The organism is Sinorhizobium fredii, assembly GCF_002944405.1.
Lineage (GTDB): Bacteria > Pseudomonadota > Alphaproteobacteria > Rhizobiales > Rhizobiaceae > Sinorhizobium > Sinorhizobium fredii_C.
The window spans coordinates 399,184-425,860 of sequence record NZ_CP024307.1; the positions used below are offsets into that span (position 1 = coordinate 399,184).

At 63.6% G+C, this 26,677-nt stretch carries 22 protein-coding genes; 19 read left to right on the top strand and 3 right to left on the bottom strand.

The window, feature by feature from the left end:
- The first annotated feature begins 9 nt into the window (after window positions 1–9).
- Window positions 10–900, top strand: a complete 891-nt coding sequence (locus tag NXT3_RS01975) for a l-ornithine N(alpha)-acyltransferase (protein ID WP_097537746.1) — start codon at window positions 10–12, stop codon at window positions 898–900.
- A 394-nt stretch (window positions 901–1,294) separates the two neighbouring features.
- Here the strand turns inward: NXT3_RS01975 and NXT3_RS01980 are convergent, their stop codons facing one another.
- Window positions 1,295–3,580, bottom strand: a complete 2,286-nt coding sequence (locus NXT3_RS01980) for an NADP-dependent malic enzyme (protein ID WP_064252534.1) — start codon at window positions 3,578–3,580, stop codon at window positions 1,295–1,297.
- 102 nt (window positions 3,581–3,682) lie between these two features.
- Between NXT3_RS01980 and mutS the strand changes: the two genes are divergently transcribed.
- The 14 genes from mutS to NXT3_RS02050 all read left to right on the top strand — a co-directional run bounded on the left by mutS (window position 3,683) and on the right by NXT3_RS02050 (window position 20,577).
- Complete coding sequence (gene mutS, locus NXT3_RS01985; protein ID WP_104838710.1) at window positions 3,683–6,430, top strand: DNA mismatch repair protein MutS; 2,748 nt, start codon at window positions 3,683–3,685, stop codon at window positions 6,428–6,430.
- A gap of 201 nt (window positions 6,431–6,631) precedes the next feature.
- Window positions 6,632–9,481: a [protein-PII] uridylyltransferase gene (locus NXT3_RS01990; RefSeq protein WP_037420770.1), complete on the top strand. Its 2,850-nt coding sequence runs from the start codon at window positions 6,632–6,634 to the stop codon at window positions 9,479–9,481.
- On the top strand, window positions 9,478–11,085 hold the full coding sequence (gene murJ / locus NXT3_RS01995; RefSeq protein WP_104838711.1) for a murein biosynthesis integral membrane protein MurJ: 1,608 nt from the start codon (window positions 9,478–9,480) through the stop codon (window positions 11,083–11,085). Before NXT3_RS01990 ends, murJ begins: the two co-directional genes overlap by 4 nt.
- Window positions 11,082–11,474, top strand: coding sequence for a VOC family protein (locus tag NXT3_RS02000; protein WP_097525545.1), 393 nt, complete (start codon window positions 11,082–11,084; stop codon window positions 11,472–11,474). The genes murJ and NXT3_RS02000 overlap by 4 nt, the downstream gene beginning before the upstream one ends.
- Window positions 11,475–11,547: 73 nt before the next feature.
- Window positions 11,548–12,612, top strand: a complete 1,065-nt coding sequence (gene trpS / locus NXT3_RS02005) for a tryptophan--tRNA ligase (protein WP_104838712.1) — start codon at window positions 11,548–11,550, stop codon at window positions 12,610–12,612.
- 52 nt (window positions 12,613–12,664) lie between these two features.
- Window positions 12,665–13,156: a universal stress protein gene (locus NXT3_RS02010; protein ID WP_037378146.1), complete on the top strand. Its 492-nt coding sequence runs from the start codon at window positions 12,665–12,667 to the stop codon at window positions 13,154–13,156.
- Window positions 13,157–13,260: 104 nt separating this feature from the next.
- Complete coding sequence (locus NXT3_RS02015) at window positions 13,261–13,827, top strand: NifU family protein (protein ID WP_037378149.1); 567 nt, start codon at window positions 13,261–13,263, stop codon at window positions 13,825–13,827.
- A 191-nt stretch (window positions 13,828–14,018) separates the two neighbouring features.
- Complete coding sequence (tsaB, locus tag NXT3_RS02020) at window positions 14,019–14,699, top strand: tRNA (adenosine(37)-N6)-threonylcarbamoyltransferase complex dimerization subunit type 1 TsaB (protein ID WP_104838713.1); 681 nt, start codon at window positions 14,019–14,021, stop codon at window positions 14,697–14,699.
- An 83-nt stretch (window positions 14,700–14,782) separates the two neighbouring features.
- Entirely contained in the window at window positions 14,783–15,280 is a 498-nt protein-coding gene (locus NXT3_RS02025) for a GNAT family N-acetyltransferase (RefSeq protein WP_104838714.1), read from the top strand.
- Between the two features lie 135 nt (window positions 15,281–15,415).
- Window positions 15,416–16,231 (top strand): lyso-ornithine lipid O-acyltransferase, encoded by an 816-nt coding sequence (locus NXT3_RS02030; protein WP_104838715.1) that lies wholly within the window; start codon window positions 15,416–15,418, stop codon window positions 16,229–16,231.
- 79 nt (window positions 16,232–16,310) lie between these two features.
- Window positions 16,311–17,711, top strand: a complete 1,401-nt coding sequence (gene miaB / locus NXT3_RS02035; protein ID WP_104838716.1) for a tRNA (N6-isopentenyl adenosine(37)-C2)-methylthiotransferase MiaB — start codon at window positions 16,311–16,313, stop codon at window positions 17,709–17,711.
- 113 nt (window positions 17,712–17,824) lie between these two features.
- Window positions 17,825–18,880 carry a PhoH family protein gene (locus NXT3_RS02040; RefSeq protein ID WP_037420741.1) on the top strand — a complete coding sequence of 352 codons (1,056 nt, stop codon included), beginning with the start codon at window positions 17,825–17,827 and terminating at the stop codon, window positions 18,878–18,880.
- Between the two features lie 17 nt (window positions 18,881–18,897).
- Window positions 18,898–19,404 carry an rRNA maturation RNase YbeY gene (gene ybeY / locus NXT3_RS02045; protein WP_037420738.1) on the top strand — a complete coding sequence of 169 codons (507 nt, stop codon included), beginning with the start codon at window positions 18,898–18,900 and terminating at the stop codon, window positions 19,402–19,404.
- Window positions 19,405–19,416: 12 nt separating this feature from the next.
- A complete protein-coding gene (locus NXT3_RS02050; RefSeq protein ID WP_104838717.1) occupies window positions 19,417–20,577 on the top strand; it encodes a hemolysin family protein in 1,161 nt (386 codons plus the stop codon).
- Window positions 20,578–20,583: 6 nt separating this feature from the next.
- Here NXT3_RS02050 and NXT3_RS02055 read toward each other — a convergent pair whose 3' ends face one another.
- Window positions 20,584–21,159, bottom strand: coding sequence for a LabA-like NYN domain-containing protein (locus NXT3_RS02055; protein WP_037420733.1), 576 nt, complete (start codon window positions 21,157–21,159; stop codon window positions 20,584–20,586).
- A 496-nt stretch (window positions 21,160–21,655) separates the two neighbouring features.
- On the opposite strand from NXT3_RS02055, the gene lnt reads away from it, so the two are divergent.
- The 4 genes from lnt (at window position 21,656) to trmB (ending at window position 26,237) form a co-directional block, all read left to right on the top strand.
- Complete coding sequence (lnt, locus tag NXT3_RS02060) at window positions 21,656–23,251, top strand: apolipoprotein N-acyltransferase (RefSeq protein ID WP_104838718.1); 1,596 nt, start codon at window positions 21,656–21,658, stop codon at window positions 23,249–23,251.
- 146 nt (window positions 23,252–23,397) lie between these two features.
- Window positions 23,398–23,814 (top strand): helix-turn-helix domain-containing protein, encoded by a 417-nt coding sequence (locus tag NXT3_RS02065; RefSeq protein WP_097525555.1) that lies wholly within the window; start codon window positions 23,398–23,400, stop codon window positions 23,812–23,814.
- A gap of 223 nt (window positions 23,815–24,037) precedes the next feature.
- A complete protein-coding gene (metK, locus tag NXT3_RS02070) occupies window positions 24,038–25,306 on the top strand; it encodes a methionine adenosyltransferase (RefSeq protein ID WP_097537753.1) in 1,269 nt (422 codons plus the stop codon).
- 232 nt (window positions 25,307–25,538) lie between these two features.
- Window positions 25,539–26,237 carry a tRNA (guanine(46)-N(7))-methyltransferase TrmB gene (gene trmB / locus NXT3_RS02075; protein ID WP_097525666.1) on the top strand — a complete coding sequence of 233 codons (699 nt, stop codon included), beginning with the start codon at window positions 25,539–25,541 and terminating at the stop codon, window positions 26,235–26,237.
- Window positions 26,238–26,380: 143 nt separating this feature from the next.
- On the opposite strand, the gene NXT3_RS02080 is transcribed toward trmB, so the two are convergent.
- Window positions 26,381–26,638, bottom strand: coding sequence for a BQ00720 family protein (locus NXT3_RS02080; protein WP_012706639.1), 258 nt, complete (start codon window positions 26,636–26,638; stop codon window positions 26,381–26,383).
- Window positions 26,639–26,677: the final 39 nt, after the last annotated feature.

Consider the following 26,677-nt stretch of genomic DNA (forward strand, 5'->3'; position numbering starts at 1 on the left):
TGACACGGCATGACGATCGACCTTCTGGATTCGACGAGCGTGGTTGACACTTCACAGGCTTGCGTCCGCAAGACGATTGCGGCACCGGCAACCGATGTTCTCGGCCGTATCGCCAATCTCGAAACGCGCCTTGCCCGTACGGCCGCGGAGATCGATGCGGCGCAGGCGGTACGCTACCGGGTTTTCGTCGAGGAGATGAAGGCGCAGGTGGCGCCCGAAGCAGAACGGCGCAAACGCGATGTCGACGGCTGGGATGCGATCTGCGACCACCTGCTCGTCCTCGACACGTCGATCGAAGGCGATGCCGAGGAGCAGATCGTCGGCACCTATCGCCTGCTGCGCCAGGAGGTTGCCGTGCGCGCGGGCGGCTTCTATTCGGCCTCCGAGTTCGCGATCGGCGATCTTCTCGCCCGGCATCCGGACAAGCGCTTCATGGAACTCGGCCGATCCTGCGTGTTGCCGGAGTACCGGACCAAGCGCACGGTGGAACTGCTCTGGCAGGGCAATTGGGCCTATGCGCTGAGGCACGGCATCGACGCCATGTTCGGCTGCGGTTCGCTTCCGGGCGTGGTTCCGGCGGAGCACGCGTTGGCGCTCTCCTTCCTGCACCACAATATTCTGGCTCGCGACGAATGGGCGGTCGCCGCCCGGCCGGAGCTCTATCGCACGATGGATCTGATGCCGTCCGAGGCGGTTAATCCGAAAAAGGCGCTTGCGGCCCTGCCGCCGCTGATCAAGGGCTATATGCGGCTTGGTGCCATGGTCGGCGACGGTGCCGTGGTCGATCACGCTTTCCGCACGACAGACGTGCTGATCGTTCTGCCGATCAGCAATATTTCCGGTCGCTATCTCAACTACTACGGTGCCGACGCGGGACGTTTTTCTTCATCCGTCTCCTGATCTCCCCATCACGCCGATCGTTCAAGAAGATCATGCTCGGCGAAGCCATGCCTTTTACGTCGCAGTTTAACCGTTAACCACTTATTAAGTGTATGTTTGACTTCTAACATAATGAGACGGAAATATATCCTCGTGGTTGGATCTCAATTTCATTACGAAGCGGTGTAAAAAAGAAGGGGGCAACCGCCGCTGCGGCTGGAGGGAGCCGCGATCGCGGAAAGTTCCGTATTTTTGATGACGTAAGCTGTAGGTTGGCCACAATGTATTGAGCCCACTTCCTTCTCAAGAAGTGGGCTCTTGTTTTATTTGGAGACTTTGTACCGTTACTGTACAGATTCACAAATGCGCTTGACTACGACAAGGTGGGCCGTGCCGAAACGGCGCATCCGCCCCGTCAGGTCCCGGCATTGTAGGCGGCGATTGCGGCCAGGTTAACGATGTCGGAGTCCTTGGCCGACATGGAGACGATCTGCACCGACTTGTCGAAGCCGACGAGCAGCGGGCCGATGACCGTCGAACCGCCCAGCTCCTGGAGCATCTTGGTGGAGATCGAGGCCGAGTGGAAGGCGGGCATCACCAGCACGTTGGCGGTGCCGGAAAGCCGGCAGAACGGATATTGCTCCATCACCCGGTGATTGAGCGCCACGTCGGCGGCCATTTCGCCGTCATATTCGAAGTCGACACGGCGGCGGTCGAGTATCTTCACGGCCTCGCGCACCCGCTCGGAGCGCTCGCCCGACGGATGGCCGAAGGTCGAATAGGCCAGCATCGCGACGCGCGGCACGTAGCCGAGCCGCTTGGCGAGGCCGGCGGCCTCCTCGGCAATATCGGCCAGTTCCTCGGCCGACGGCATGTCGTGCACGGCGGTGTCGGCGACGAGCACGGTGCGGCCGCGGCAGAGCGCGATCGAGACGCCGATCACCCGGTGGCCGGGCTTTGCGTCGATGCAGCGGCGGACGTCCTCGAGCGCCGTCGAATAATTGCGCGTAAGACCGGTGACCATGCCGTCGGCATCGCCAAGCGCGACCATCGAGGCGGCGAAGTGGTTGCGGTCGTTGTTGATCAGCCGCTGCACGTCGCGGAAGAGATATCCCTTGCGCTGCAGGCGGGCATAGAGGAAGTCGGTATAGGCGCCGACACGTTTCGACAGGCGGGCATTGACGATCTGGATGCCCGGTCGGTCGAGGTCAATGCCTTCCCGCTCGGCGGTTTCGCGCATCTGCTCCTCGCGTCCGAGCAGGATGGCCGTGCCGAGCTGCTGGTTCGCATAGGCGATGGCCGAGCGCATCATCTGCACTTCCTCGCCCTCGGCGAAGACGATGCGTTTCGGCTGGCGGCGGACGCGCTCGTAGATGCGCTGCAGCGTCGATGCGATCGGATCGCGCCGGGCCGAAAGCTGCTGCCCGTAGGCATTGAGATCGGTGATCGGCTTGCGCGCGACGCCCGTCTCCATGGCTGCCTTCGCGACCGCCATCGGGATCGCCGAGATCAGGCGCGGATCGAAGGGCACCGGAATTATGTACTGCGCTCCGAAGCGCGGCCGGTTGCCCTGGTAGGCGGCGGCGACGTCGTCCGGCACGTCTTCCTTGGCGAGGCTGGCAAGCGCTTCCGCCGCGGCGATCTTCATCGCGTCGTTGATCGTCGAGGCGCGCACGTCGAGCGCGCCGCGGAAGATATAGGGGAAGCCGAGGACGTTGTTGACCTGGTTCGGATAATCGGAGCGGCCGGTCGCGACGATTGCATCGTCGCGAATCTGGGCGACCTCTTCCGGGGTGATTTCCGGATCCGGATTGGCCATGGCGAAGATGATCGGCTTCGGAGCGAGCGAGCGCACCATATCGGGTGACAGCGCGCCCTTTGCCGAGAGTCCGAAGAACACGTCGGCGCCCTCGACCGCCTCGGCCAGCGTCCGGCGATCGGTCTCGACCGCATGCGCCGACTTCCACTGGTTCATGCCTTCGGTGCGGCCCTTGAAGATCACGCCCTTGGTGTCGCAGAGGATGATGTTTTGCGGATTGAAGCCCATCGCCTTGATCAGCTCGATGCAAGCGATGGCGGCCGCACCGGCGCCGTTGCAGACGAGCTTGGTCGTCTTGAAGTCGCGCCCGGTCAGCGTCAGCGCATTGATGAGACCGGCGGCGGCGATGATCGCCGTGCCGTGCTGGTCGTCATGGAACACCGGAATGTCCATGACCTCGCGCAGTCGTTGCTCGATGATGAAACAGTCCGGTGCCTTGATGTCCTCGAGATTGATGCCGCCGAAGGAGGGACCGAGGAAGCGCACGCAGTTGATAAATTCGTCGACATTCTCGGTATCGACCTCGAGGTCGATCGAATCGACATCGGCGAAACGCTTGAAGAGCACCGACTTGCCCTCCATCACCGGCTTCGAGGCAAGCGCCCCCAAATTGCCGAGGCCGAGGATCGCCGTGCCATTCGAAATAACCGCCACCATGTTGCCGCGCGCCGTGTAGTCATAGGCCGTCGCCGGATCCTCGGCGATTGCCTTGACGGGAACGGCGACACCCGGCGAATAGGCGAGCGACAGGTCGCGCTGCGTCGCCATCGGTTTCGTCGGCGAGATCTCCAGCTTGCCGGGACGACCCTGGGAATGGAAGTCGAGTGCTTCCTGTTCAGTCACGCTCGTCCTCGTGCGGTCGGACTTGTCGGTAGCCGGCATGTTTCCTCAACCTCCTGTGGGCGACCCTTTCGATCAGCCTCTTTGTTGTTGTCGTCTATAAATGCTTGCGGATAGTGTGACATCTCTTTTTTTGGAACAATCATGAATTTCATGCCTGACGCATCGAGCCGCACGGGCGACGTCCTTTCCGTGTCCGATCTGGCGAGCGAGGAGAGCCGCTCCACTGCCACGCCGATGATGGAGCAGTTCATCGAGATCAAGGCGAACAATCCGGATTCGCTGTTGTTCTACCGGATGGGCGATTTCTACGAGCTGTTCTTCCAGGATGCGGTGGAAGCCTCGCGCGCGCTTGGCATTACGCTTACCAAACGCGGCCAGCATCTGGGCCAGGACATCCCGATGTGCGGGGTGCCGGTGCACGCCGCCGACGACTACCTGCAGAAGCTCATCGCGCTCGGCTTCCGGGTCGCCGTCTGCGAGCAGGTGGAGGACCCCGCCGAAGCCAAGAAGCGCGGCGGCAAATCGGTGGTGCGCCGCGACGTCGTGCGGCTGGTGACGCCGGGGACGATCACCGAGGACAAGCTGCTCTCGCCCTCGGAAACCAATTATCTGATGGCGCTCGCCCGCATCCGCAGCGGCTCGGATCCGGCCTACGCGCTCGCCTGGATCGACATTTCCACCGGCATTTTCCGTCTTGCCGAGACGGCCGAGAGCCGGCTGCTCGCCGACATCCTGCGCGTCGAGCCGCGCGAGCTGATCCTGCCGGATACCGTCTTCCACGATCCGGAACTGCGCCCGGTCTTCGACGTGCTCGGCCGGGTGGCGGTGCCGCAGCCGGCGGTCCTCTTCGACAGTGCCACGGCGGAAGGCCGGATCGGCCGGTACTACGGCGTAAAGACCCTGGACGGCTTCGGCACCTTCTCGCGCGCCGAACTTGCCGCCGCTTCCGCCGCGATCTCCTATGTCGAGAAGACGCAGCTCGCAGAACGACCGGCGCTCGGCATCCCGGAGCGGGAGAGCGCCGCCTCGACCCTCTTCATCGACCCGGCAACCCGCGCCAATCTGGAACTCGTCAAGACGCTGTCCGGCTCCCGCGACGGTAGCCTGTTGAGAGCCCTCGACCGCACAGTCACCAGCGGCGGCGCGCGGTTGCTCGCCGAGCGGCTGATGTCGCCGCTCACCGACCCGGAGCGGATCAATCACCGTCTCGATTCGATCGAGGTCCTTATCGACCAGCCAAGCTTCGCCATGGACGTCCGCGACGCCTTGCGGCGCGCGCCGGACATGCCGCGGGCCCTTTCTAGGCTCGCGCTCGGCCGCGGCGGCCCGCGCGACCTCGGCGCCATTCAGGCGGGACTTCGGGCCGCGGCGGCGACCTCGGCGCTGCTTGCGGAGGCGCGGCTTTCGTCGGAGCTTACCGAAGCGCAAGCCGCGCTCGCCGCCTTGCCGGCAGCCCTGCTGGAGCGCCTCGATTCAATGCTTGCCGAAGACTTGCCGCTTCTGAAGCGGGACGGCGGCTTCCTGCGCGAAGGGGCAAGCGGCGAACTCGACGAGATGCGGGCGCTGCGCGACCAGTCGCGTCGCGTCATTGCCGGCTTGCAGCTCCAATACTGCGAAGAGACCGGCATCAAGTCGCTGAAGATCAAGCACAACAATGTGCTCGGCTATTTCATCGAGGTGACGGCCGGCAATGCCGGCGCCATGACCGACACCGATGCCGGCCGCGCCCGTTTCATCCATCGCCAGACCATGGCGAATGCGATGCGCTTCACCACCACGGAACTTGCCGAGCTCGAGACGAAGATCGCCAATGCCGCCGATCGGGCGCTGGCGATCGAGCTCGCGGCCTTCGAGGCGATGGCCCGCGAGGTCGTCGCCGAGGCCGACGCGATCAAGGCGGCGGCGCTGGCGCTCGCGACGCTCGACGTCTCGGCCGGGCTTGCCGTGCTTGCCGAGGAACAGAACTATGCACGGCCGCTCGTCGATCACTCGCGGATGTTTTCGATCGACGGCGGACGCCACCCGGTCGTCGAGCAGGCGCTCAGGCGCCAGGCGGCCAATCCTTTCGTCGCCAATGGCTGCGACCTGTCGCCTCCGGACGGTCCGGAGGCCGGCGCCATCTGGCTGCTCACCGGTCCGAACATGGGCGGCAAGTCGACCTTCCTGCGCCAGAACGCGCTGATCGCCATCATAGCGCAGATGGGCTCCTTCGTGCCCGCCAACGCTGCCCATATCGGCATTGTCGACCGGCTGTTCTCACGGGTCGGCGCCTCGGACGATCTCGCCCGCGGCCGCTCGACCTTCATGGTCGAGATGGTCGAAACGGCGGCGATCCTCAACCAGGCGACCGACCGCTCGCTCGTCATCCTCGACGAGATCGGCCGCGGCACCGCGACTTTCGACGGCCTGTCGATCGCCTGGGCGGCGGTCGAGCATCTGCACGAGGTCAATCGCTGCCGCGGGCTCTTCGCCACCCATTTCCATGAACTGACGGTGCTGTCGGAAAAGCTCGGGCGGCTCTCCAATGCGACGATGCGGGTCAAGGAATGGGATGGCGACGTGATCTTCCTGCACGAGGTCGGCCCGGGCGCGGCCGACCGATCCTACGGCATTCAGGTCGCCCGCCTTGCCGGGCTTCCCGCCTCCGTCGTCGCGCGGGCGAGGGACGTGCTTGCCAAGCTTGAGGATGCCGACCGCAAGAATCCGGCGAGCCAGTTGATCGACGACCTGCCGCTCTTCCAGGTGGCGGTCAGGCGCGAAGAGGCGGCGAGGGCCTCCGGCCCCTCCAGGGTCGAAGAGGCGCTAAGGGCGCTCAATCCCGACGACATGACGCCGCGCGACGCATTGGATGCGCTCTACGCCTTGAAAAAGGACCTCGCCGGCCGCTGACTTGAGAGGCGCGTCTCGACGCGCCCGGGCCGTTGCGCAGCGCCCCGATTTTCCCTGTCAATCGACCGGCAAAAAGGCTATACAGCGCCGCGTGCCTTTTCACGAGGGCATGCGGTAGTGCTTGAAATGCTGCATGATTCCGGCGCTTGCACATGCAGCGAACCATTACGATCAGTCGGACAGGACGCCTCCCGGCACTAAATGGCCAAACACGAAACTTCCTTCCCTGAAATTCTCGACGTCGCCGCACTTCGGGCCAAGTGCGGCTTCATCGCCTCGGCCCATGCCGAGCAGCGCGAGCCGATGCGCCGCGCGCTTCTCGCCGCCTTCAAGGAGGCGAACAATGCAGGCCGAGCCAAGGCGCGCGAACTGCTTGCCGTCGACGGGGCCGGCATCAAATGCGCCGAGCGCATATCCTGGCTGCAGGATCAACTGATCACCGTGCTGCACGATTTCGTGCTGAACGAGGTGTTCGACGCCGCCCATGCGCCGGCGGCTTCCCGGCTCGCCGTGACCGCGGTCGGCGGCTATGGCCGCGGCACCCTGGCGCCGGGCTCGGACATAGACCTGCTCTTCCTGTTGCCGCCCAAAAAGGCGGTCTGGGCGGAGCCTGCCATCGAATTCACACTCTACGTCCTGTGGGACCTCGGCTTCAAGGTCGGCCATGCGACGCGCACCATCGACGAATGCATCCGACTGTCGCGCGCCGACATGACGATCCGCACGGCGATCCTCGAATGCCGCTATATTTGCGGTTCCGAGGCGCTGGCTGGCGAACTCGAGCAGCGCTTCGATCACGAGATCGTCCGCAACACTGGCCCCGAATTCATCGCTGCCAAGCTCGCCGAACGCGACGGGCGCCACCGCAAGGCGGGCGACACCCGCTATCTCGTCGAGCCGAACGTCAAGGAGGGCAAGGGGGGCTTACGCGATCTGCACACGCTGTTCTGGATCGCCAAGTATTTCTACCGGGTTAAGGATCCGGCCGACCTCGTCAAGCTCGGCGTCCTGTCGCGGCAGGAATACAAGCTTTTCCAGAAATCGGACGATTTCCTCTGGGCAGTTCGCTGCCACATGCACTTCCTGACCGGAAAGGCGGAGGAACGCCTGTCCTTCGACATCCAGCGCGAGATTGCCGAAGCGCTCGGCTATCACGACCATCCGGGCCTCTCGGCCGTCGAACGCTTCATGAAGCATTACTTCCTCGTCGCCAAGGACGTCGGCGATCTCACCCGCATCTTCTGCGCCGCGCTCGAGGACCAGCAGGCCAAGGATACGCCGGGGATCTCGGGCGTCTTCAGCCGCTTCCGGCACCGCACGCGCAAGATTGCCGGTACGCTCGATTTCGTCGACGATGGCGGCCGCATCGCGCTCGCAAGCCCGGACGTCTTCAAACGGGATCCGATCAACCTGCTGCGCCTGTTCCATATTGCCGATATCCACGGGCTGGAGTTCCATCCGAACGCGCTGAAGCAGGTGACCCGTTCGCTCGGCCTGATCACCCCGCATTTGCGCGAAAGCGACGAGGCCAACCGGCTGTTCCTGTCGATCCTCACCTCGCGCCGCAATCCGGAACTGATCCTGAGGCGCATGAACGAGTCGGGCGTGCTCGGCCGGTTCATCCCGGATTTCGGCAAGATCGTCTCGATGATGCAGTTCAACATGTATCATCACTACACGGTGGACGAGCACCTCTTGCGCACGGTCGACGTGCTGTCGCGGATCGATCGCGGCCTCGAGGAGGAAGCGCACCCGCTGACGGCCATGCTGATGCCCGGCATCGAGGATCGCGAGGCGCTCTACGTCGCCGTGCTGCTGCACGACATCGCCAAGGGCCGGCCCGAGGACCATTCGGTCGCCGGCGCCAAGGTTGCCCGCAAGCTCTGCCCGCGTCTCGGCCTGTCGCCGAAGCAGACCGAGACGGTGGTCTGGCTGGTCGAGGAACATCTGACCATGTCGATGGTCGCGCAGACCCGCGACCTCAATGACCGCAAGACCATCCTCGACTTCGCCGAGCGCGTGCAATCGCTCGAGCGCCTGAAGATGCTGCTCATCCTGACCGTCTGCGACATCCGGGCGGTCGGCCCCGGCGTCTGGAACGGCTGGAAGGGGCAGTTGCTGCGCACGCTCTATTACGAAACCGAGCTTCTTCTCTCCGGCGGCTTCTCGGAACTGTCGCGCAAGGAGCGGGCAAAGCACGCCGCCCATATGCTTGCAGACGCGCTCAAGGACTGGTCGAAGAAGGAGCGGGACGCCTATGTCCGGCTTCACTACCAGCCCTATCTCCTGACCGTGGCGCTCGAGGATCAGGTGCGGCACGCCGAATTCATCCGCGAGGCGGATAAGGCCGGCAAGACCCTGGCGACGATGGTGCGCACCCATCATTTCCATGCCATCACCGAGATCACCGTGCTTTCGCCGGACCATCCGCGGCTGCTGACGGTCATCGCCGGCGCCTGCGCCGCCGCGGGCGCCAACATCGTAGACGCGCAGATCCATACGACCTCGGATGGCCGGGCGCTGGATACGATCCTCGTCAACCGGGAGTTCTCGGTCGACGAGGACGAGATGCGGCGCGCGGCGAGCATCGGCAAGCTGATCGAGGACGTGCTCTCCGGCCGCAAGCGGCTGCCGGAGGTGATCGCCAGCCGCACCCGGGCGAAGAGGCGCAGCAAGGCCTTCACGGTGACGCCGGAGGTGACGATCAGCAATACGCTGTCGAACAAGTTCACCGTCATCGAGGTCGAGGGCCTCGACCGGACCGGCCTGCTTTCCGAGATCACCGCGGTGCTTTCCGACCTCTCGCTCGATATCGCCTCGGCCCATATCACCACTTTCGGCGAGAAGGTCATCGACACCTTCTATGTGACCGACCTGGTCGGCGCGAAGATCATCAATGAGAACCGGCAGAGTAACATTGCCGCGCGCCTCAAGGCAGTGCTGGCCGGCGAGGTCGACGAGGCGCGCGAGCGCATGCCCTCCGGCATCATCGCTCCCGCCCATCCGCCGCGGACGTCGCAGGCTTCCAGAACGACAAAAGCCGAAACATGAGCCTCGTCAAGAAATTCGCAACCGTCGGCGGCGCGACGCTCGGAAGCCGCGTCTTCGGCTTCGTGCGCGAGACCTTCATGGCGGCCGCCCTCGGCACCGGACCGGTCGCCGACGCTTTCAACACGGCCTTCCGGCTCCCCAACACCTTTCGCCGGCTTTTCGCCGAGGGTGCGTTCAACTCGGCTTTCGTGCCGCTCTTCGCCAAGGAGATCGAGGCGCGCGGCATGGACGGCGCCCGCCGCTTCTCCGAAGAAGTCTTCGGCGTGCTCTTCACCGTCCTATTGTTTCTGACGATCGCCATGGAACTGGCGATGCCGTTTATCGTGGGCGAACTGATCGCTCCCGGTTTCGCCGACGATCCGGCGAAATTCGCAAGCACCGTCACCTTCGCGACGATCATGTTCCCGTATCTCGCCTGCATGTCGCTGGCGGCGATGATGGCGGGCATGCTCAATTCGCTGCACCGCTATTTCGCCGCGGCGATCGCGCCGGTGTTCCTCAACTTCATCCTGATCGGCGCGCTTGCCTATGCCTGGTATAGCGGCCAGGACGCGGTTGCCGTCGGCTACAGCCTCTCCTGGGGCGTCATGGCGGCCGGCCTCGTCCAGCTGGCGATCGTCTGGATCGCCGTCCGCAACGCCGGCATCCGGATCGGCTTCCGCCGTCCGCGCCTGACCGCCAATGTCCGGCGCCTGCTGGTGCTGGCGCTGCCGGCGGCGATCACCGGCGGCATCACCCAGATCAACCTGCTGATCAACACCAATATCGCCTCGGCGCAGGAAGGGGCGGTTTCGTCGCTCGTCTATGCGGACCGCATCTACCAGCTTCCGCTCGGCGTCGTCGGCATCGCCGTCGCAACCGTGCTCCTGCCGGAACTGTCGCGGGCGCTGCGCGCCGGCAATCTCAACGAGGCGTCGAACCTCCAGAACCGCTCCGTCGAGTTCACCCTGTTCCTGACGCTGCCGGCGGCCGCGGCGCTGCTCGTCATGTCGGAGCCGATCGTCCGGCTGCTCTTCGAACGCGGCAAGTTCTCGCCCGAATCGACCGTCGTCGTCGGGCATATCCTGGCGATCTACGGTCTCGGCCTGCCGGCCTTCGTGCTGATCAAGGCCTTCATCCCGGGCTTCTTCGCGCGCGAGGACACGCGCACGCCGATGATCTTCGCTGCGATCTCGGTGGCGGTGAACGTGTCCTTGGCGCTGACGCTGTTTCCCTCGCTCGGCGCCAGCGGCATCGCCACCGCCGAGATCGTCGCCGGCTGGGTGAACGCCCTCCTGCTCTTTGCGACGCTCGCCTGGCGCGGCCACTGGGGCCGCGACATTCCGCTACTCACCCGCATTCCGCGCCTTGTGATCGCCGCCGCGATCATGGCGGCGGCGCTCCACTACGCCATCCAGTGGCTGGCCTTCCCGCTTTCCTCCGCCGCGCCACTGGCGATCCGCGCCGCAACCGTCTGCGGCCTGGTGGCGGTTGCGATGTCGATCTATTTCGCCGCCGCCTTTGGGCTTGGCGGCGCCAGCCTGGGGATGATACGCCGCAGCTTGAAGCGCAAAGCTGTTCCGGCGGCTGCCTCGAGGGCGGGTGAGGAGAACGGCGAGCCATGAGGCAGACCATTGCCCGGGTCGCCATTCTCGTCCCGGACTATGTCGAGGGCATCGCCTTCTATTGCGGTCGCTTGGGCTTCGATCTGATCGAGGACACCGATCTAGGCGGCGGCAAGCGCTGGGTGCTGGTGCGGCCGAAAGGCGCGACCGAAACGGCGCTGCTCATCGCCAAGGCCGAGGGCGATCGGCAGAAGGCGGCGATCGGCAATCAGACCGGCGGCCGCGTCGGCTTCTTCCTCTTCACCGACGACTTTGCCCGCGACCATGCGACGATGCTTGCCGCCGGCGTCGAATTCCTCGAGACGCCGCGCCATGAGGCCTACGGCATTGTCGCCGTCTTCACCGATCCGTTCGGCAATCGTTGGGACCTCCTGCAACCCGCCTCTTGATTGCATTTGGCGCGCCGTGCATAAGCGCGGCGATATCAATTGGTGGGCCCTCCACAAGCCCGATGAGGACGACATGAACGAATTCAGGCCGCTCGTATTTTCCGGCGTTCAACCGACCGGCAATCTGCATCTCGGCAATTATCTCGGCGCGATCCGAAAATTCGTCGCCCTGCAGGAGAACAACGACTGCATCTATTGCGTCGTCGACCTGCACTCCATCACCGCGCAGCTGGTGCATGACGACCTGCCGGGTCAGATCCGCTCGATCGCGGCCGCCTTCGTCGCCTCGGGCATCGATCCCGAGAAGCATATCGTCTTCAACCAGTCGGCGGTGCCGCAGCATGCGGAGCTTGCCTGGATCTTCAACTGCGTCGCCCGCATCGGCTGGATGAACCGGATGACGCAATTCAAGGACAAGGCCGGCAAGGACCGCGAGAACGCCTCGCTCGGCCTGCTCGCTTACCCGAGCCTGATGGCGGCCGACATTCTCGTCTACCGCGCCACCCATGTTCCGGTCGGTGACGACCAGAAGCAGCATCTGGAGCTCACCCGCGATATTGCCCAGAAGTTCAACATCGACTTCATGGAGCACATCCGGACGCGCGGCTACGGCGTCGACATTGTCGTCGGCGAAGAACCGATCCATGCCTATTTCCCGCCGGTGGAGCCGCTGATCGGCGGACCGGCGCCCCGCGTCATGTCGCTGCGCGACGGCACGAAGAAGATGTCGAAGTCCGATCCGTCGGACCTGTCGCGCATCAATCTGCTGGATGATCCGGAGACGATTGCCAAGAAAATCCGCAAGGCCAAGACCGATCCGGATGCGCTGCCGAGCGAAGCCGAGGGGCTGAAGGGCCGCCCGGAAGCGGAAAACCTCGTCGGCATCTATGCGGCCCTTGCCGACCGGACGAAGGATGAGGTTCTCGCCGAGTTCGGCGGTCAGCAATTCTCGGTCTTCAAACCGGCCCTCATCGATCTCGCCGTCAAAGTGCTGTCGCCGATCACCGGCGAGATGCGTCGTCTGATGGACGACACGGCGCATATCGACTCGATCCTCAGGAATGGCAGCGAGCGGGCGCGGGCGCGGGCGGAAAAGACCATGCGCGAGGTTCGCGAGATCATCGGCTTTTTGCAGTAGTCCGCCGAAATGAGAGCTTGCGGGACGCATGCGGCGATGTAATGTTCGCCGCATGGTTTCCACCCGACTCTCACGACTGGAAGGTCATCGCCGCAAGTTCATGGCGGTGATCGACGACACGCCCGAATGCGGCCGTGCCGTGCACTATGCAGGCATGCGCGCCAAGAACTCCAATGGCGGTCTCGTGCTGCTCTATGTGATCTCCGACGCCGACTTCCAGCAATGGCTGGGGGTGGAGGAAATCATGCGGGCGGAGGCGCGCGAGGAGGCCGAGGCGACGCTGGCCAAGGTCGCGCAGACGGTACGCGAGAGGATCGGCATCGAGCCTGAAATCGTCATTCGCGAGGGGATCGCCACGGAGCAGATATACGCGCTGATCGAGGAAGATCGGGATATCGCCATCCTCGTGCTTGCCGCGGGATCGGCGAAAGAAGGGCCCGGGCCGCTCGTATCTTCGATCGCAGGCAAGGCGGCGGCCTTTCCGATTCCGGTCACGGTCATTCCCGATCTTCTGACCGACGAGGAGATCGACGCGCTGACCTGACAGTGCGGCAGAACGCGCCCTTGCGGCGCCGGAGCGATGCCCCTATATTTTTGAACAATTCTAAAGAGCCGGTTGAGAGTGCTCCCGGCGCAACGGAGAGAACCATGTTCATCCAGACCGAAGCCACGCCGAATCCGGCCACGTTGAAGTTCCTGCCGGGCAAGGTGGTGATGGAGAACGGAACCGCCGAATTCCGAAGCGAGGAAGAGGCGCGCGCCGGTTCGCCGCTGGCGGCACGGCTTTTCTCGATTCCCGGCGTCAGCGGCGTCTATTTCGGCTACGACTTCATCACCGTCAGCAAGGAAGGGCAGGAGTGGCAGCACCTTAAGCCCGCGGTCCTCGGCTCGATTATGGAGCATTTCATGTCCGGCCAGCCGATCATGTCGGGCGCCGGCCGAGCCGAAGAGACGGATCAGGAAGGCGAATTCTATGACGAGGGCGACGAGGCGATCGTCGCGACGATCAAGGAACTGCTCGACACGCGGGTGCGCCCGGCCGTCGCCCAGGATGGCGGCGACATCACCTTCCGGGGTTTCAAGGACGGCACCGTGTTCCTGAACATGAAGGGAGCCTGCTCCGGTTGCCCGTCCTCGACCGCGACGCTCAGGCACGGCGTGCAGAACTTGCTGCGCCATTTCGTGCCCGAGGTCGAATCGGTCGAATCGGTCTGAAGCCGGCCGAGCGGGATAGGCGGAGCGGCGCTTGCGCCGCTCTTGCGGATACGGTTCGTACCGACTTAGGCTTGTTGCAGCCCCAAGATTTTCGGACACCGACGACAGGCGACGGCTGCGGTCGCGCCTTGCAGCGGAAGAGCCTCTTCGCGGGCCGGCGAAGCAGCGCAGGGAGGTCATGGCGTCTCACAATGTTGGTCCTTGCCATCGATAGCTCGGGCAGCGGTTGCGCGGCTGCAGTCTATGACGGCGCGGCGGGCGAAGTGCTGGCCCATGCCGGCGCCGACATCGGCCGCGGTCATGCCGAGCGCCTGATGGAGTTCGTCGATGAGGCGCTCTTCGCCTCCGGCAGGGAACTTGCGGACATAGACCGGATCGCCGTCACCGTAGGGCCGGGGTCGTTCACCGGCATTCGCGTCGGCGTCGCAGCGGCGCGCGGCCTGGCGCTTGCCCTCGGCAAGCCGGCCCTCGGTATCACCACGCTCCAGCTTGTTGCCGAGAGCGCCAGGGAGAAGCAGCCGGGGCAGCCGGTGCTGGCGGTCATCGACGCGAAACGGGACGAGGTCTATGTCCAGGCCTTTAGCGCGTGCGGCGAGGCGCAAGGCGAGCCCGAAATCCTGCCGCTCGCCACAGCGCGCGACCGCTTTTCCGGTTTCGTCGGCGTTATTTGCGGCTCCGGCGCACCGCTCGTTGCCTCGGCCGATACGGTCGGCAAGCCGGACGAGATCGATATCGCCATCGATATCGGCCTCGTCGGCCGGCTAGGCGCTACGGCCGATCCAGCCTCGGCCAAGCCGAAACCGCTCTACTTGCGGGGCCCGGATGCAAAGCCTCAGGCGGGCTTCGCCGTCAGGAGGGCGACGGCAGGATAGACCCGTTCAGCCAATCGAGACAGCCGGCCGGCGCCCTGGATGAGGAGGGCGCGGTACCGTCGAGCCGGATGCGCAGGACAGAGATGAGCTTCACCGACTATTTCACGCGCCGAACTGAATTCGACATCTTCCCGCTGGAGGAGGCGGACCTGATCGCGGCGGCAACTCTGCACAGCCAGCGTTTCGCCAAGCCCTGGAGCGACGGCGAAATTCATGCGCTCCTGCTGCAGGAAACGGTCTTCGGCTTCGCTGCCCGCCAGACGAATGGCACGTTTCGACCTGCATTCGGAGGCTTCGTGCTGTCGCGTGCCGCCGCGGGTGAGGCCGAGGTCCTGTCGATCGGCGTCGATCCGCGTTTTGCCCGCTCCGGTCTCGGCTGGCGGCTGATGCAGGCGGTGATGCGCGAGGCGATCGTCAAGGGCGCTGAGACGCTATTCCTCGAAGTCGATGAGACGAACCTGGCAGCGATCGGACTTTACGGCAAGCTCGGCTTCGCGAAGGTCGGCGAGCGCAAGGCCTATTATCAGGGAGCGGGCGGGTCGCGCACGGCCGCCCTTGTCATGCGGCTCGATCTTCGCTAGAGCATTTTGCAGGCAGGTGGACTCACCTGCCGTCGCATAAATGCGGCAAATCAATCCGATAGAGCGGCGGCGCGGACGCATTGAGCGCACCCGCTCCAGTCCCGTCGAAGTGGTCGGATCAGAAAGTCTTTCCGGATGATCAACTGGATACGGGTCGCGCTCTACGCCATCCTGCTGGCGATCGTCTCTTTGCTGCTGATGCCGGTCCAACTTGTCTGCCTCTGGCTGGATATGAAGCCGCGCCGCTTCCTGCCGCGGTTCTGGCATCGCATCGCCTGCCGTCTGCTCGGCCTTCGCGTTCGGGTCCACGGGGAATTGGATCGGCGGCGGCCGCTGCTGATAAGCGCCAATCACGTCTCCTGGAAGGACATAATGGTCCTGTCGTCCATTGCCGATGTCGTTTTCGTAGCCAAGTCGGACGTCAGGGACTGGCCCGTCTTCGGTATCCTTGCCCGCCTGCAGGCCTCGGTTTTTATTGAACGGGAGCAGAAACGCACAATCGGCCAACAGGTAAGCGAGATCGGCCGCCGGCTCGCGGACGGCGAGGTCGTCGTGCTCTTTCCGGAGGGCACGACTTCGGACGGCAACCGCCTTCTCGAGATCAAGACCTCGCTGTTCGGCGCAGCCGCCTCGGCCGTGCCGCAGTCGCCGACCGGCGTCGTGCATGTCCAGCCGGTGGCGATTTCCTATACGGGCATCCATGGCATGCCCATGGGCCGCTACTACCGGCCGATCGCGGCCTGGCCGGGCGACATCGGGCTGCTGCCGCACCTCGTCGGGGTCCTTCGGGAAGGGGCGATCGACGTGGAAGTGGATTTCGGCGAGGCGGTGGATTACGACCGGCACTCCAGCCGCAAGACCATCAGCCGCCTCGTCGAGCAGCGGATCCGCAACATGTTGTCGGACCGGCTGAGAGGCCGGGCGCCGGCCCGCGAGAGGACCGCGGCCTAGCGATAACGAGCCGCCCCGCCGCCTTGGGTGCCGGCCGAAAATGCTTCAACTTTGGGCCGCTTTGCACTAAAGAACCCGCATGACCCAGGAAACCGCTCTTCTGCCGAAATCGCCCGTGGCGGGCGAGGAACACGCTCCGGCGCGCAAGGTCTTCGTCAAGACCTATGGCTGCCAGATGAATGTCTACGATTCCGACCGTATGTCCGACGCGCTCACGCGGGACGGCTATATTGCGACGGACGTGCTGGAAGATGCCGATTTCGTGCTGCTCAACACCTGTCATATCCGCGAGAAGGCCGCCGAAAAGGTCTATTCCGAACTGGGCCGGCTGCGGGAACTGAAGAAGGCGAAGGCGAGCGCGGGCCGCGAAATGGTGATCGGCGTCGCCGGCTGCGTCGCCCAGGCCGAGGGCAACGAGATACTACGGCGTGCGCCGGCGGTAGACCTCGTCATCGGCCCGCAAACCTACCACCGGCTGCCCGAGGCGTTGAAGCGGGCGAGGAGCGGCGAGCGCGTCGTCGAGACGGACTACGTCATCGAGGACAAGTTCGAGCATCTGCCGGCGCCGGACAGGGCCAAGACCCGTGCCCGCGGCGTCACCGCCTTTCTCACCGTGCAAGAAGGATGCGACAAATTCTGCACCTTCTGTGTGGTGCCCTACACACGCGGCTCGGAAGTCTCGCGCCCGGTGACGCAGATCGTCGCTGAGGCGGAAAAGCTGGTCGACGGCGGCGTGCGTGAGATCACGCTGCTCGGCCAGAACGTCAATGCCTGGCACGCAACGGGGCCTGACGGACGCGACTGGGGCCTCGGCGACCTTCTGAGGCGCCTCGCCGAGATCGACGGCCTCGCGCGGCTGCGCTACACGACCAGCCACCCGCGCGACATGGACGAGAGCCTGATCGAGGCGCACCGATCGATGGCCAAGCTGATGCCCTATCTGCATCTGCCGGTCCAATCCGGGTCCGATCGCATCCTGAAAGCGATGAACCGGCGCCATACGGCGGCCGAATATCTTGCCCTTGTCGAGCGGATTCGCACCGTTCAACCCGATCTGGCGCTCTCCGGCGATTTCATCGTCGGCTTCCCGGGCGAGACCGACCAGGATTTCGAGGACACGATGCGTCTCGTCGAGGCGGTGGGTTATGCACAGGCCTTCTCTTTCAAATATTCAAGTCGCCCGGGTACGCCGGGGGCCGATCTCAAGGACCAGGTTCCCGAAGACGTAAAGGCCAAGCGACTGGAAAGATTGCAGACTTTGCTCTTCAAACAGCAGCGCGACTTTGCCGCCGCCTGCGTCGGCAGAGAGATAGACCTGCTTCTGGAAAAGCCCGGCCGCATGCCGGGTCAGCTAGTCGGCCGCTCGCCCTGGCTGCAGCCCGTGAATGTTGATGCAAAACGATCGCAAATCGGTGACATTATCAAGGTACGAATCACCAAGGCCGGCCCGAACAGCCTGTTTGCCGAGATGATTGAATAGAGCAGGGGCACGAGAGCCTTCTCGGGAGCTTTTGCTGAGTTAAGGCGTTAGAACATTCTCTGCGCGTCATTTCACGCGCGGTGCCGAGATCGAGAGTGAGGAGCCAGAACCGCTTGAACGGACACGAAATGATTTCAACCTCATCGCGCCATTCCAAGACAACCGCGACAGACGCCAATCACTTCGTGCTCACGTTCGAGAACAATCGGTTCGCCAGCGAGCTCTTCGGCCAGTTCGACCAGAATTTGAAATTGCTTGAGGAACGGCTGCGCGTCGATGCGAGGCCGCGCGGCAATTCCGTTGCGATCTCCGGCGACATCGTGGCGACCAACCAGGCGCGGCGCGCGCTCGACTATCTCTATGGAAGACTGCAAAGTGGTGCTTCGATCGATACGTCCGACGTCGAAGGGGCGATCCGCATGGCGGTCGCGGCCGACGACCAGCTGCAGTTGCCGACCATGGAGCGCAAAGCCAAGTTGACGATGGCGCAGATATCGACGCGCAAGAAGACGATTGCTGCGCGCACGCCGATGCAGGACGCCTATATCCGGGCCATGGAGCGGGCGGAGCTCGTCTTCGGCGTCGGCCCGGCCGGCACCGGCAAGACCTATCTCGCCGTCGCCCATGCGGCCCAGCTGCTGGAGCGCGGCGCGGTCGACCGCATCATCCTGTCGCGGCCGGCGGTCGAAGCGGGCGAGCGGCTCGGCTTCCTGCCCGGCGACATGAAAGAGAAGGTCGATCCCTATCTCAGGCCGCTCTACGATGCGCTTTACGACATGATGCCGGGCGACAAGGTGGAACGGGCGATTTCGGCCGGCGTGATCGAGATCGCGCCGCTCGCCTTCATGCGCGGCCGGACGCTCGCCAATGCCGCCGTCATCCTCGACGAGGCGCAGAACACGACGTCGATGCAGATGAAAATGTTCCTGACGCGCCTCGGCGAAAACGGCCGGATGATCGTCACCGGCGATCCGAGCCAGGTCGACCTGCCGCGCGGCGTGAAATCCGGTCTCGTCGAGGCGCTGCAGATCCTCAAGGGCGTCGAAGGCGTGTCGGTGATCCGCTTCAAGGATGCCGACGTGGTGCGCCATCCGATGGTGGCGCGGATCGTCAGGGCCTATGAAAGCCATACGGCCGTTCACGACGAAAGCGAACAGAGCGACCGCTGAGGCGGTCGCGACCAGTCATGACGGCTTTGGATATTCAGATCAGCGTCGATGAAGGAGACTGGCCGCCGGAGGACCGGTTGCAGGCCCTTTCTGCGCGCATTCTCGGCGCGGCCGCGGATTTTCTCGCCACCGAGGAGAAGCAGCCGTTCCCGGCCGAACCGCCGGAACTGTCGCTGGTCTTCACCGACGATCGGTCTATGCGGGAGATCAACGCCGAATGGCGCAACCAGGACAAGCCGACCAACGTGTTGTCCTTCCCCGCCTTCCCGGTGACGCCCGGCAGGATGCCGGGGCCGATGCTCGGCGACATTATCGTCGCCTACGAGACGCTGAAGCGCGAAGCCGATGAATTGGAGAAATCTTTCGACGAGCATCTGACGCATCTTCTCGTCCATGGATTCCTCCATCTTTTCGGCTATGATCATATTGAAGACGACGAAGCGGAAAGAATGGAAGGGTTGGAGACTCGCATTTTGGCGCGTCTTGGCCTATCTGATCCCTACGGGGACCGGACCCCGGATTGACAGTTTGGAACAATGAGCGACTTCAAGACACAGCCGGCAACGGTTGCCAGCGAGGAGGCCGATGCCTCCGGCGACGCCGACGCGGGCAGTAGTAGTACCACCGCCCGACCAGAGGGCAACAAATCCACCTCATCCTTCTGGAGCCGTGCGGCCCGCCTGTGGCGCGGTGCGGGTGCGTCGAGCCTGCGCGAGGATCTCGCCGACGCGCTGATGACGGATGCCGACAGCAACACCGCCTTTTCGCCCGAAGAGCGGGCGATGCTCAACAACATCCTCCGCTTCCGCGAGGTCCGCGTTGAGGACGTGATGGTGCCGCGTGCCGATATCGAAGCGGTCGATCAGAGCATCACGATCGGCGAACTCATGGTTCTCTTCGAAGAATCCGGCCGTTCGCGCATGCCGGTCTATAGCGAGGGACTCGACGACCCGCGCGGCATGGTCCATATCCGCGACCTGCTCGCCTATGTGACCCGGCAGGCCCGCAACCGCCGCCGCAACGGGAAGGCAGCGCATCCGGTCGTCGCCGACAAGGTGGAGAAGATGCCGCGCCCGCCGAGGCCGGGCTTCGATCTATCGCGCGTCGACCTGAACAAATCGGTCGAGGAGGCGGGCATCATTCGCCAGGTCCTCTTCGTGCCCCCTTCGATGCTCGCTTCCGACCTGATGCAACGCATGCAGGCCGCACGCATTCAGATGGCGCTCGTCATCGACGAGTATGGCGGCACCGACGGGCTGGTCTCGCTCGAAGACATTGTCGAGATGGTGGTCGGCGACATCGAGGACGAGCATGACGACGACGAGGTGATGTTCGCCCGCTCGTCGGACGACGTTTTCGTGGCGGACGCGCGTGTCGAGCTCGAGGAGATTGCCGAGGCGATCGGTCGGGATTTCGACGTGCGCGAGCAGCTCGAGGACGTCGACACGCTGGGCGGCCTGGTCTTCGCATCGCTCGGCCGCATTCCGGTCCGCGGCGAGGTGGTGCAGGCCATTCCCGGCTTCGAGTTCCAAATCCTCGACGCCGATCCGCGTCGCGTAAAGCGGGTGCGCATCATGCGCAAGCGGCCGCCGGCACGCCGGCGAGTGGTCAAGCCCGAAAAGGAAATCTTGCCCGATGCGCTGCCGGCGAATGGCGGCGCTCAGGCAAACGCCCCGCCTCCGAGCTCGGCGGAATGATATGTTTTAGGTGGTGAGCGTTTCGTCGACCGGCTTGGCGGTCTGGGGCGACGCCTGTGGATGGCGGTCGATCTCGCTGCGCAATGTGATGAGATCGATGAAATGATCAGCTTGGCGGCGCAGTTCGTCGGCGATCATCGGCGGCTGGGTCGTGAGCGTCGAAACGACGGAAACCTTGCGTCCCCTGCGCTGCAACGCGTCCACCAGGGTGGTGAAATTGCCGTCGCCGGAGAAGAGGACGAAATGGTCGACGACGCGGCACTGTTCCATCGCGTCGATCGCGAGTTCTACATCCATGCTCCCCTTGATCTTGCGCCGGCCTTGGGCGTCAGTGAATTCCTTGGCCGGTTTGGTCACGACCGTGTAGCCATTGTAGTCCAGCCAGTCGATCAAGGGCCGGATCGAGGAAAATTCGAGGTCTTCGATGAGCGCCGTGTAGTAGTAGGCGCGCAGCAGATAGGCGCGTTTGTGGAATGCGGTCAACAACTTCCGGTAATCGATGTCGAAGCCGAGGCTCTTCGATGTCGCGTAGAGATTGGCGCCGTCAATGAAAAGCGCGATCTTTTCGCGGGTATCGAACATGGGGACCCCTTATTTGTCCGAGATGCTGTTCTGGATCGCCTCTCCTACAACGCCGCGCGGTCAAGAGACGTGCAAAGGTCGCTGTAGCACTTTGAATTGCTGCATGATTTCCTCCTCAAATCAATTCTCGAATTTTAGGAGTGATGCAGTAGACGCGTCACATGGGCCCAGTGCCGAGTAGTTGGACCAGACTAACGGCATCGTCCCCAGGAGGGAACAACCAGCGGTGGCCGGAGCGTGAATTCTGCCGGGTGTGGTTAATCCGGCTCCTATCTCAACCAGTCGGGCGGTGATCCGGGTAATTGCCCTCTCTCTTCATCTCGCCACGATCTGCTGCATGATTTCGTGAAGCGGAACCGACCCAAGGCCAAACCATGCAGCAGCGGCGCGGCGCCGCCACGGCCACGGGACAAGCAAGCGGTTTTTTGGAAAACTGCCGGCACTGATTCGATTGATCTTACGCGCGAGGCCTTCGCCGGCGCGACTTGGAGGCTGCATGGAAAAACTGGCAGGCAGGATCATATTGCTCTCCGGGGCGTCTCGCGCATTGGTCGGCTTCCTCGCGGGCGTGCTGGCGATGCTCGCCCAGCCGCCTTTCGGCATCTTCGCGGCGGCCTTCATTTCCTTTCCGATGCTCGTCTGGCTGATCGACGGGGTACCGACCCATCCCGACGACGGCGTCGTCCGGCGGCTCCTGCCGGCGGCTGCGATCGGCTGGAGTTTCGGCTTCGGCTATTTCCTCGGCGGTCTTTGGTGGCTCGGCAACGCGCTCCTGGTGGAGGCGGATCTCTTCGCCTGGGCCTTGCCGCTGGCCGTCATCGGCCTTCCCGCCGCGCTCGCCCTGTTCTATGCGCTCGCCGTGATCATCGCCCGCTGCCTCTGGTCAGACGGCGTCGGACGTATTGCTGCGCTTGCGGTCGGCTTCGGCCTCTCTGAATGGCTGCGCAGCTTCCTCTTTACCGGCTTCCCCTGGAATGCGATCGGCTATGCGGCAATGCCGATGCCGCTGATGATGCAATCGGCGAGCGTCCTGAATGTGGCGACGATCAATATGCTTGCGGTCTTCGTGTTTGCCGCTCCGGCCCTCGTCGGCACCGGCAGGGGCGCGCGGATCGGCCTTGCCGCCGCTGCACTGCTCTTCGCTGCGCATACCGGCTACGGCTATCACCGGCTTTCCCTGCCGGCGCCGCAGCCGATGATGCCGGAACGCACCGTTCGTCTTGTGCAGCCGGTGATCGACCAGGCGAAGAAGATGGACGACCGCGAGCGTGCGGCGATCTTCGAGGAGCATCTGTCCTTGACCGCCGCGCCGCCGCAGGCGGGCGGCAAGCGCCCGGATATCATCGTCTGGCCGGAAACCTCGATCCCCTTCATCCTGACGGACAATCCCGACGCGCTGACCCGGATCGCGGAGGTTCTCCAGGAGGGGCAAATCCTCGTGGCGGGCGCCGTGCGGGCCGAGGATGCGGGGGCGGGCCTGCCGCCGCGCTACTACAATTCGATCTACGTGATCGACGACCGCGGCCAGATCGTCGGCGCGGCGGACAAGGTGCATCTCGTTCCATTCGGCGAGTATCTGCCGTTCGAGGACGTCCTCAATTCCTGGGGCTTGAGTTCGATTGCCGCGAATATGCCTGGTGGCTTCTCGGCGGCGCCGAACCGTTCGGTCCTGACGCTGCCCGGCGGCAGGACATTCTATCCGCTGATCTGTTACGAGGCGATCTTTGCCGACGAAATCGACGGCAATGCGCAGCTCTCCGACGCTCTCCTGAACGTCACCAATGACGCCTGGTTCGGCGACACGCCCGGCCCGCGCCAGCATCTCCATCAGGCTCGGCTGCGCACAATCGAGACCGGCACGCCAATGATCCGAGCCGCCAACACCGGTATATCAGCAATTGTTGATGCACGTGGTGTTTTAGTGGTAGGATTGGGATACAATTACAAGGGAGTGACGGACACAATTCTGCCGGGCAAGATGCCCACCATGACCGACAGCACGATGCGTGGCAGGATCTTCTGGTTCACGGCGGCGTTTCTATTGTTGGTTGCGGTAATCTCGCGCAGGGGTTTTAACTTTTGGACGAATTGACCTAAAACCCCTAAAATTGCATAGTGGATTTCACCATCAACCCATGCCTGCCACTGGAGCCCTGCTTTCGCTGGCAGGCTGTTCATCAATTGCTGCGTCAATGATGGGTTGTGGCCTATCGAAACAGCGTGTTCAGGAACGCGACTATGGTTGAAAACAAGAAGAAGCCGAACCCGATCGACATTCATGTCGGTAGCAGGATTCGCCTTCGCCGGACGATGCTTGGCATGAGCCAGGAGAAGCTCGGCGAGAGTCTGGGGATCACATTCCAGCAAATCCAAAAATACGAAAAGGGAACGAACCGCGTCGGTGCGAGCCGGCTGCAGAACATCTCCTCCATCCTCAACGTCCCGGTCTCGTTCTTTTTCGAGGATGCTCCGGGCGAGGGCGGCGCCGGATCAGGCATGGCGGAAGCGCCGAGCTCCAATTATGTGGTGGACTTCCTCTCCTCTTCCGAAGGCCTGCAGCTCAACCGGGCATTCGTGAAGATTTCCGATCCGAAGGTCCGCCGCAAGCTGGTGGATCTGGTGAAGGCACTGGCGGCCGAAGCCGAGAGCGAATAGCAGAACTTTCCGACCTTACGAAAAAGCGGCCCAGGGCCGCTTTTTTCGTAGGTGCCGGGGGCTCCTGAGACTGTTTTTGTCGGTCGGCGCGGCTTGGAGAAATGCCGTTCCAATCGTCGTCGCGATATCGATATAAAGATATATTTATGTCCTTGTGCGCTTGTTTTTCGGTGGCAAAACCACTAACAGTGAACATGCTTCTTTCATTGAGGGGACTTCCCGTATGCGCGCAAATTACCTGTTCACCAGCGAATCCGTTGCCGAAGGTCATCCGGACAAAGTGTGCGACCGCATCTCCGACGAGATCGTCGACCTGGTCTACCGCGAAGCGGCGAAATGCGGAGTCGACCCGTGGACCGTGCGCATTGCTTGCGAAACGCTGGCGACCACCAACCGCGTCGTCATCGCCGGTGAAGTACGCCTGCCGCCGAGCCTTCTGAAAAAGGACAAGAACGGCAACGACGTCATCAACCCCTCGAAGTTCAAGGCGGCCGCCCGCAAGGCGATCCGCGACATCGGCTACGAGCAGGACGGCTTCCACTGGAAGACGGCGAAGATTGACGTGCTGCTGCACTTCCAGTCGGCGCACATCGCCCAGGGCGTTGACAATGCCGCCGACAAGCAGGGCGAAGAGGGGGCCGGCGACCAGGGGATCATGTTCGGCTATGCATGCCGCGAGACCGCCGAGCTCATGCCGGCGCCCATCTACTATTCGCACCGCATCCTCAATCTGCTCGCCGCCGCCCGCAAGAAGGGCGAGGGCGACGTTGCCAAGCTTGGCCCGGACGCCAAGAGCCAGGTGACGGTACGCTATGTCGACGGCAAGCCGAGCGAAGTCACCTCCATCGTCCTGTCGACCCAGCACCTCGACGACAGCTGGGATTCCGCCAAGGTCCGCAAGGTCGTGGAGCCCTATATCCGCGAGGCCCTCGACGACCTGAAGATCGCCGACGACTGCACCTGGTACATCAACCCGACCGGCAAGTTCGTCATCGGCGGACCGGACGGCGACGCGGGTCTCACCGGCCGCAAGATCATCGTCGACACCTATGGCGGCGCCGCACCGCATGGCGGCGGTGCCTTCTCCGGCAAGGACACGACCAAGGTCGACCGCTCGGCCGCCTATGCCGCCCGCTATCTCGCGAAGAACGTCGTGGCGGCCAACCTCGCGGAACGTTGCACGATCCAGCTTTCCTATGCGATCGGCGTCGCCCAGCCGCTGTCGATCTATGTCGACCTGCACGGTACTGGCAAGGTTTCGGAAGACCAGGTCGAGAAGGCCATCCGCAAGACGATGGACCTTTCGCCGACCGGCATCCGCCGCCACCTCGACCTCAACAAGCCGATCTATGCCAAGACCTCCGCCTATGGCCACTTCGGCCGCAAGGCTGGCCGCGACGGCTCCTTCTCCTGGGAGAAGCTCGACCTCGTCAAGCCGCTCAAGGAAGCGATCTCGCTCGATTCTGCGCCGATCAGCAGCCGCGCCGCTTGATATTCACACACGGGTGGGCCGAAGAGGCTGGCGTCAGCGCCACGGTGTTGCCGCGGTTGAACGCAAGTGAAAAGCAGATCGGGGCGGATGCTCGAAGGAGCCTCCGCCCCTCTGCTTGCGCGGGAAGATGTGAGCGGTCAGGCGCCGGCGTCTGGACATAATGAAGTCGATCATGCTTGTGATCTTCGGTCGAATGAGGCCGAAAATCGTCATGATCCAAGGAAGAACAAATATGACCGAACCGCGTGGTGCCAGATCGACGGAGGCCTTCTTCGGGCGCCGCAAGGGCAAGCCGTTGCGGGAACGCCAGGCAGCGCAGCTCGAGACGCTGCTGCCGGTCCTGAGGCTCGATCTCAAGCAACCGTCGCCGGACGATCTGTCGGCGCTGTTTCCCGCGGAGGTCAAGCGGATTCGCCTGGAAATCGGCTTCGGCGGCGGCGAGCATCTCATTCATCGGGCGGCGGAGGATCCGTCCACCGGCTTCATCGGCGTCGAACCCTTCGTTAATTCCATGGCAAAGCTGCTCGGCCAGATCGAAGCGAGGGAGATCGACAATGTCCGCCTCTATGACGACGATGCCACGCAGGTGCTGGACTGGCTGCCGCAGGCTTCCGTCGATCAGATCGATCTGCTCTATCCCGATCCCTGGCCGAAGCGGAAGCATTGGAAGCGGCGGTTCGTCTCAAAGGTCAATCTCGACCGCTTCGCGCGCGTCCTGAAACCCGGCGGCCTCTTCTGCTTCGCCTCGGACATCGACAACTATGTCAATTGGACGCTCATCCATTGCCGCGACCACGCCGCCTTCGACTGGACGGCGGAAAGATCGGCCGATTGGCTGACCCCGTTTGCCGGCTGGCCGAGCACGCGCTACGAGGCCAAGGCCCGACGGGAAGGCAGAAGTTCGGCCTATCTGACGTTTCGGCGCGTTTAGGACTCTTTGCGCTTTGGCCTTACCCCAGCTAGTGCGGAAAATGGGCGGTGGGACATAGCCCCTTGTTCCTTCTCCCCGTCGCTGCGGGGAGAAGGTGGCGCAGCTGGATGAGGCGCCAAATTCAGCTGGAATGCCTCAGCTGCTCAATGCAGGCTGACGGTGCGAAGGTCGTCCTCGGCGGCCTTGAAGAAGGTGCTCGAGCGGTTGTCGGTCAACAGGATCGGCGTGCCGTCCGCCGCAAACAGGGCCCAGAGATCGATGCCCGGTCCCATCTCGGGCGCTTCCGGAAAGCAGCGGGAGACCTCCTCCGACCGCATCTTGCGGATATAGCCGACTTCGCCGGCGCCGAGATGCGCAAGGTCGTTTTTCGACAGCGATGAGGTGATGGTTTTCAGTCCCATGGTCATGCTCCGTGGTCGCCGGCGCGGGAGGAAAATCCC

Bases quoted from the DNA above. Each gene is read 5' to 3' on its own strand.
- NXT3_RS01975 (WP_097537746.1), top strand. From the start codon at position 10: ATGACGATCGACCTTCTGGATTCGACGAGCGTGGTTGACACTTCACAG.
- NXT3_RS01980 (WP_064252534.1), bottom strand. From the start codon at position 3,580: ATGCCGGCTACCGACAAGTCCGACCGCACGAGGACGAGCGTGACTGAA.
- mutS (WP_104838710.1), top strand. From the start codon at position 3,683: ATGAATTTCATGCCTGACGCATCGAGCCGCACGGGCGACGTCCTTTCC.
- NXT3_RS01990 (WP_037420770.1), top strand. From the start codon at position 6,632: ATGGCCAAACACGAAACTTCCTTCCCTGAAATTCTCGACGTCGCCGCA.
- murJ (WP_104838711.1), top strand. From the start codon at position 9,478: ATGAGCCTCGTCAAGAAATTCGCAACCGTCGGCGGCGCGACGCTCGGA.
- NXT3_RS02000 (WP_097525545.1), top strand. From the start codon at position 11,082: ATGAGGCAGACCATTGCCCGGGTCGCCATTCTCGTCCCGGACTATGTC.
- trpS (WP_104838712.1), top strand. From the start codon at position 11,548: ATGAACGAATTCAGGCCGCTCGTATTTTCCGGCGTTCAACCGACCGGC.
- NXT3_RS02010 (WP_037378146.1), top strand. From the start codon at position 12,665: ATGGTTTCCACCCGACTCTCACGACTGGAAGGTCATCGCCGCAAGTTC.
- NXT3_RS02015 (WP_037378149.1), top strand. From the start codon at position 13,261: ATGTTCATCCAGACCGAAGCCACGCCGAATCCGGCCACGTTGAAGTTC.
- tsaB (WP_104838713.1), top strand. From the start codon at position 14,019: ATGTTGGTCCTTGCCATCGATAGCTCGGGCAGCGGTTGCGCGGCTGCA.
- NXT3_RS02025 (WP_104838714.1), top strand. From the start codon at position 14,783: ATGAGCTTCACCGACTATTTCACGCGCCGAACTGAATTCGACATCTTC.
- NXT3_RS02030 (WP_104838715.1), top strand. From the start codon at position 15,416: ATGATCAACTGGATACGGGTCGCGCTCTACGCCATCCTGCTGGCGATC.
- miaB (WP_104838716.1), top strand. From the start codon at position 16,311: ATGACCCAGGAAACCGCTCTTCTGCCGAAATCGCCCGTGGCGGGCGAG.
- ybeY (WP_037420738.1), top strand. From the start codon at position 18,898: ATGACGGCTTTGGATATTCAGATCAGCGTCGATGAAGGAGACTGGCCG.
- NXT3_RS02050 (WP_104838717.1), top strand. From the start codon at position 19,417: ATGAGCGACTTCAAGACACAGCCGGCAACGGTTGCCAGCGAGGAGGCC.
- NXT3_RS02055 (WP_037420733.1), bottom strand. From the start codon at position 21,159: ATGTTCGATACCCGCGAAAAGATCGCGCTTTTCATTGACGGCGCCAAT.
- lnt (WP_104838718.1), top strand. From the start codon at position 21,656: ATGGAAAAACTGGCAGGCAGGATCATATTGCTCTCCGGGGCGTCTCGC.
- NXT3_RS02065 (WP_097525555.1), top strand. From the start codon at position 23,398: ATGGTTGAAAACAAGAAGAAGCCGAACCCGATCGACATTCATGTCGGT.
- metK (WP_097537753.1), top strand. From the start codon at position 24,038: ATGCGCGCAAATTACCTGTTCACCAGCGAATCCGTTGCCGAAGGTCAT.
- trmB (WP_097525666.1), top strand. From the start codon at position 25,539: ATGACCGAACCGCGTGGTGCCAGATCGACGGAGGCCTTCTTCGGGCGC.
- NXT3_RS02080 (WP_012706639.1), bottom strand. From the start codon at position 26,638: ATGGGACTGAAAACCATCACCTCATCGCTGTCGAAAAACGACCTTGCG.